The sequence below is a fragment of the Staphylococcus sp. EG-SA-2 genome (assembly GCF_017152085.1).
On the sequence record NZ_JACYHC010000463.1, the window covers coordinates 1 to 4724 of the forward strand.

Consider the following 4724-nt stretch of genomic DNA (forward strand, 5'->3'; position numbering starts at 1 on the left):
AAACTAAGTCATTAAGATTTAATTTACCATTTCTAATATTTTGACTCCTTAAAAATGGTATGCCTTTGTTTGTATAGTTTTCACTTCCACCTTTGGGAGTCTTTCCACTACCTATTTTGGTAGTAAGATTCCCTAACTTCTTCTCTTCCCATTCGCCCTCAAATCCTGGGAATCTCAACTCTGGCACATTTTTCGTTTGTGTATTACTCATCTTTCAACACCCCAAGTTCTTTCAGGTATGCATTGATTTCTTGTTCAATTTCTGCGATTTCTTTGTCGATATTTTTCAAATCTTGTTGGACTTGATCTAAATCAATTGGTGCTTCTTCTTCGAATGTATCAACATATCGCGGTATGTTTAAGTTGTAATCGTTATCGGCGATCTCTTGTAATGTCGCGCTGTAGCTATATTTATCAATCGTTGCTTTACGCTTATATGTGTCTATAATACGTTCGACTTGGGCATCGCTTAAATGGTTTTGATTTTTTCCTTTTTCAAAATCATTGGATGCATCGATAAATAGTACGTTGTCGTCTTGTTGGCGACATTTTTTAAATACTAAAATACATGTTGGAATACTTGTCCCATAGAAAATATTGGCTGGTAACCCAATCACGGCTTCTAAGTAGTTCTTTTCTTCTATTAAATAGCGACGAATCACACCTTCTGCGGCACCACGGAATAATACACCATGTGGGAGTACGACTGCCATGGTACCTTCATCGTCTAGGTAATGTACCATGTGTTGAATAAAGGCAAAGTCTGCTTTGGATTTTGGCGCAAGCTTGCCGTAACCACTGAATCGTTCATCATTTTCAAATTTTGAATCTGCTGTCCATTTCGCACTGTATGGTGGGTTCGCAATAACCGCATCAAATGTATTGCCTAAAAAGGCTGGATTTTCCAATGTGTCATCATTACGGATCTCGAAGTTCTCATAACGCACATCATGTAATAACATATTCATGCGTGCTAAGTTGTATGTAGTATTGTTACGTTCTTGTCCGAAATAACGATACACTTGCGTTTCTTTACCAACACGTAACAACAATGAACCGGAACCACATGTTGGGTCGTACACGTGACGTAATTTATCTTTACCGTCTGTGACAATCTTCGCCAGTATCTTAGATACTTGTTGTGGTGTATAGAACTCGCCTGCTTTTTTACCCGCTGTCGCCGCAAAGCGCCCGATTAGGAATTCATATGCATCACCTAACATATCAATTTCCATGTCACTGTGAACGAATGGTAAGTCGTCAAGATTAACCATGACTTTAGAGATTAAAGCAGTACGTTCTTTGACATTGTTACCTAGTCGCGTTGAACTCAAATCCATATCGCTGAACAGCCCGATAAAGTCATTTTCACTTTCTTCACCTAATGTAGATGTTTCAACTTTGCGAATCGCCGTCGCTAGATGTTCTATATCGAAATCTTGCGTTTCAATTTCACGAATCATCGCACTGAATAAATCTTGTGGCTCAATGAAGTAACCGACTTGATCAATTAATTCTGCTTTTAAGTCTTCACGATATTCTTCATCTGCCCATGCTTCTTGATACGTGATGTCTTCACCTGACAAGGCATCTGCATATTCTTGTTCGGCTTTTTCAGATAAGAAGCGATAGAAAATCAAGCCTAAAATGTAATTACGGAATTCACTCGCATCCATGTTCCCTCTTAAATCATTCGCAATCGACCATAATTTTTTATGTAATTCAGCTTGTTGCTGACGTTGTTTTTCAGTAATAGACATGTGATTCCTCCGCCTTTGCATAAGTAATTTATCTCTTTGTGTAATAGATTTATTATAACATTTGGTTATGTTGCGATGTGGAGAATTTTGATGTTGGTGGTGGAATTTTTATATTCATGGAGATTGGGATAGGATTCATGACACACAAACAAAAACGGCTTAACGACGATATCGATTGATGCATCCTTTTTGTATAAGCTATGCGCACCAATTTACATTTCACCGTTAAGCCGCTTCAATTACTTTTTATTATTCGTAATTATTTACTTTAAGTTAACTTCAATATCTTTAATTTGTTTGCTTTCTATGACTTCCCCCATATATTTAAATTTTAATTTAGATCTTAAATCAAGGTTATAAAAACTGCCATCTTTCAAGCTAATTTTGACCCTACCATCTTTTGAGATTGTTTTATAAAGTCCGTATTTTTCAATTAGATGCTTTCTCAACTTATAATCCAGCTCTTTTAGTGTTATTTTTTCTTTTTTAATGTAATAAGGGTAACCTTTCACAAAAGCATCTTCACCCTTTTCTTTTGAAATATTTAATATTGGTGCACTGACAACTCCAGATGTTTTATTATTCTGTATTACACCACCAACAGTATAAAATATATCGTGCTTATCTCTTTTTTCTTGAACAAAAAACACATCTAACCCCTCATAACTACGCTGTTGAAATTTACTTTTATCATTTCCAGGCAGTAAAACTTGAATCTTAATACCTCTAAACTTAAAACGCAAGTTATTTTTACCATGTTTCAAAGCACTAATATTTTTCATTTCCATAGTCTTTCCAGTGTAGTATCGGTATAGTGCCTCCTTGTCATGTTTATTTACTGACTTTTGATTTTGTTTTGCATGACCTGAATGAACTTCTGTTGTTAAAGTTCCTGTTGTTAAAATTCCTAAAGCTAATGTTGCTTTTGCTAATGCTGTAAATTTCATATTTATTTGCTCCAATCTTAATATATTGGATTGTTTTCATTACGTAATTTGAATCATACATTTTTATTATAACGTGCATCGTTTCATACGATAATTAACCTCGATTTAAATATACTTGAATTATTCTTAATGAAAAACAAATATATTTTAATGTTCAGGTTAAATGACTTTCATTATTTCATTTAGTTGTTTTACTGGATTATCGTTTACTACAACTGATGATGTTACTCTGTTCTGCTCTTTGAATTACAAAAACAACTTAACAACAGTAATGTATTTAACACAGTTCCTTATATAAGGACACAGATGTCAATTCACATTTTGTCGTTAAGTCGCTTCTTAAGCTATTATGCTATTAACTCAAACTAATTCAAATTCACTTCAATATTTTTAATTTGCTTACTATCCATTACATCAAACATACGATCAAAACTTAATTTTTCACTTAAATCAATTACATATTTCTTTTCGTCTTTCATATTAATAACGATTCTACCTTTATCTGACGCGCCTTTATACAATCTATATTTTTCGACTAACATTTTTCTTATTTTAAAATCCAGTTCCTTCAACGATACTTCTTCCTTTTGAATAAAGAACAACTCATTTATCGAAAAGCCATGTTTAGCATCAACTTTTTTAACTTGTAGACTTGGATTACTTACAAATCCAAACACTGATCTCACATTTTTCTTTGTTATACCGCCAACGCTATATATGCCACCTTTTATATCTATTAATTCAGGTACTGCAAAGACATCAAGGCCATGTGTTTTTTCTTTATATTTATTTTTATCGTCACCAAGTAAAAATACTTTAAAAGCTTTATTTCGTTGTTTAAAGTTTAAAACGTTAGAGCCATAGTAATCTTCGCTTTTAACACTAATATTTGTTGGTTCAAAACTTTCTTCAGAATAGTATTGATGTAGCATATTGATATAATATTTGCGTTGTGTCTCATCAAGTTCTACTTTCGCGTGAACAGCTTTACTTTCTGTTGTAAACACACCTGTAGTTAATATTCCTAATGCTAATGTTGCTTTTGCTAATGCTGTAAATTTCATATTTATTTGCTCCAATCTTGATATATTGGATTGTTATTATTACGTAATTTGAACTATCTGTCTTTATTATAAGGTGCATCAAAACAGACTGACATTAACGCTCATTTAAATAAACTTGAATCATTATTAATGAAAATCAAACGTATGTTAACATTCGTATTAACTGATTTTTAATAGCAACATAAATTTTTTTAGGGGAATCATTGTTCTTTCCGATTAGTTTTAGATCTTAAGTTATTCGATACAAAGTGTACAAAAAAGCAGCTTAATAACGTAGTCAATGTTCGATATGTTTTTATTATTAAAACACGTATCAAAATCATTAAACATGGGATTATTAAACCGCTTCTTAAGCTTTCATTCTATATATATCATTGATTATTTCAAATTCACTTCGATGTTTTTAATTTGTTCACTATTAATGACATCTGCCATACGCTCGAAACCTAATTTATCACTTAAATCAATTTCATACTTATTTTCATCTTTCATATTAATAACAATTCTACCTTTATCAGCTGCCCCTTCATACAATTTGTATTTTTTAATTAACAGTTTTCTTATTTTGAAATCAAGTTCCTTCAATGATACTTCTTCCTTTTGAATAAAGAAAAATTCATCATACGAAAAACCGTCTTTATCGTCTATTTTTTTAACTAGTAAGTTCGGCGTTCTTAGAGACTCAAATATTGATTTTACATTTTTCTTTGTTACACCACTAACACTAAATATTCTTCCATCTAAATCTACTAATTCCGGTACCGCAAAGACATCTAAACCATGTGTTTTTTCTTTGTATTTATTTTCATCTTTTCCCAATAAAAACACTTGGAACTTTTGATTTTGTTGGTTAAAAAGCAAAACGTTAGAGTCATAATAACCTTGACTTTGGCCACTAACATTTGTTAACTCATAACTAGGTCCTGAATAGTATTGATGTAACTTGTTTGTAT

At 32.3% G+C, this 4724-nt stretch carries 5 protein-coding genes and 1 pseudogene; 1 reads left to right on the forward strand and 5 read right to left on the reverse strand.

Features of this window, described 5'->3' with window-relative positions; all coding sequences use genetic code 11:
- Together IDG60_RS06355 and IDG60_RS06360 are read right to left on the reverse strand one after the other, a co-directional pair.
- Positions 1-211: pseudogene (locus IDG60_RS06355) on the reverse strand (restriction endonuclease subunit S); the annotation flags it as partial.
- Positions 204-1760 (reverse strand): type I restriction-modification system subunit M, encoded by a 1557-nt coding sequence (locus IDG60_RS06360; protein ID WP_000028669.1) that lies wholly within the window; start codon positions 1758-1760, stop codon positions 204-206. The gene IDG60_RS06360 and the pseudogene IDG60_RS06355, both read right to left, overlap by 8 nt.
- Before the next feature lie 77 nt (positions 1761-1837).
- Here IDG60_RS06360 and IDG60_RS06365 point away from each other — a divergent pair, with 77 nt between their 5' ends.
- The gene (locus IDG60_RS06365; RefSeq protein WP_031762269.1) at positions 1838-1939 is read left to right on the forward strand and encodes a hypothetical protein; all 102 of its coding nucleotides are present in this window, start codon (positions 1838-1840) and stop codon (positions 1937-1939) included.
- An 84-nt stretch (positions 1940-2023) separates the two neighbouring features.
- On the opposite strand, the gene IDG60_RS06370 is transcribed toward IDG60_RS06365, so the two are convergent.
- The 3 genes from IDG60_RS06370 to IDG60_RS06380 form a co-directional block, all read right to left on the reverse strand.
- Positions 2024-2707 carry a superantigen-like protein SSL10 gene (locus IDG60_RS06370; RefSeq protein WP_000673051.1) on the reverse strand — a complete coding sequence of 228 codons (684 nt, stop codon included), beginning with the start codon at positions 2705-2707 and terminating at the stop codon, positions 2024-2026.
- A gap of 365 nt (positions 2708-3072) precedes the next feature.
- Complete coding sequence (locus tag IDG60_RS06375; protein WP_165468893.1) at positions 3073-3771, reverse strand: superantigen-like protein SSL9; 699 nt, start codon at positions 3769-3771, stop codon at positions 3073-3075.
- Positions 3772-4149: 378 nt separating this feature from the next.
- Positions 4150-4724: exotoxin beta-grasp domain-containing protein (locus IDG60_RS06380; RefSeq protein WP_206160566.1), on the reverse strand; the 575-nt coding region annotated here is incomplete at its 5' end.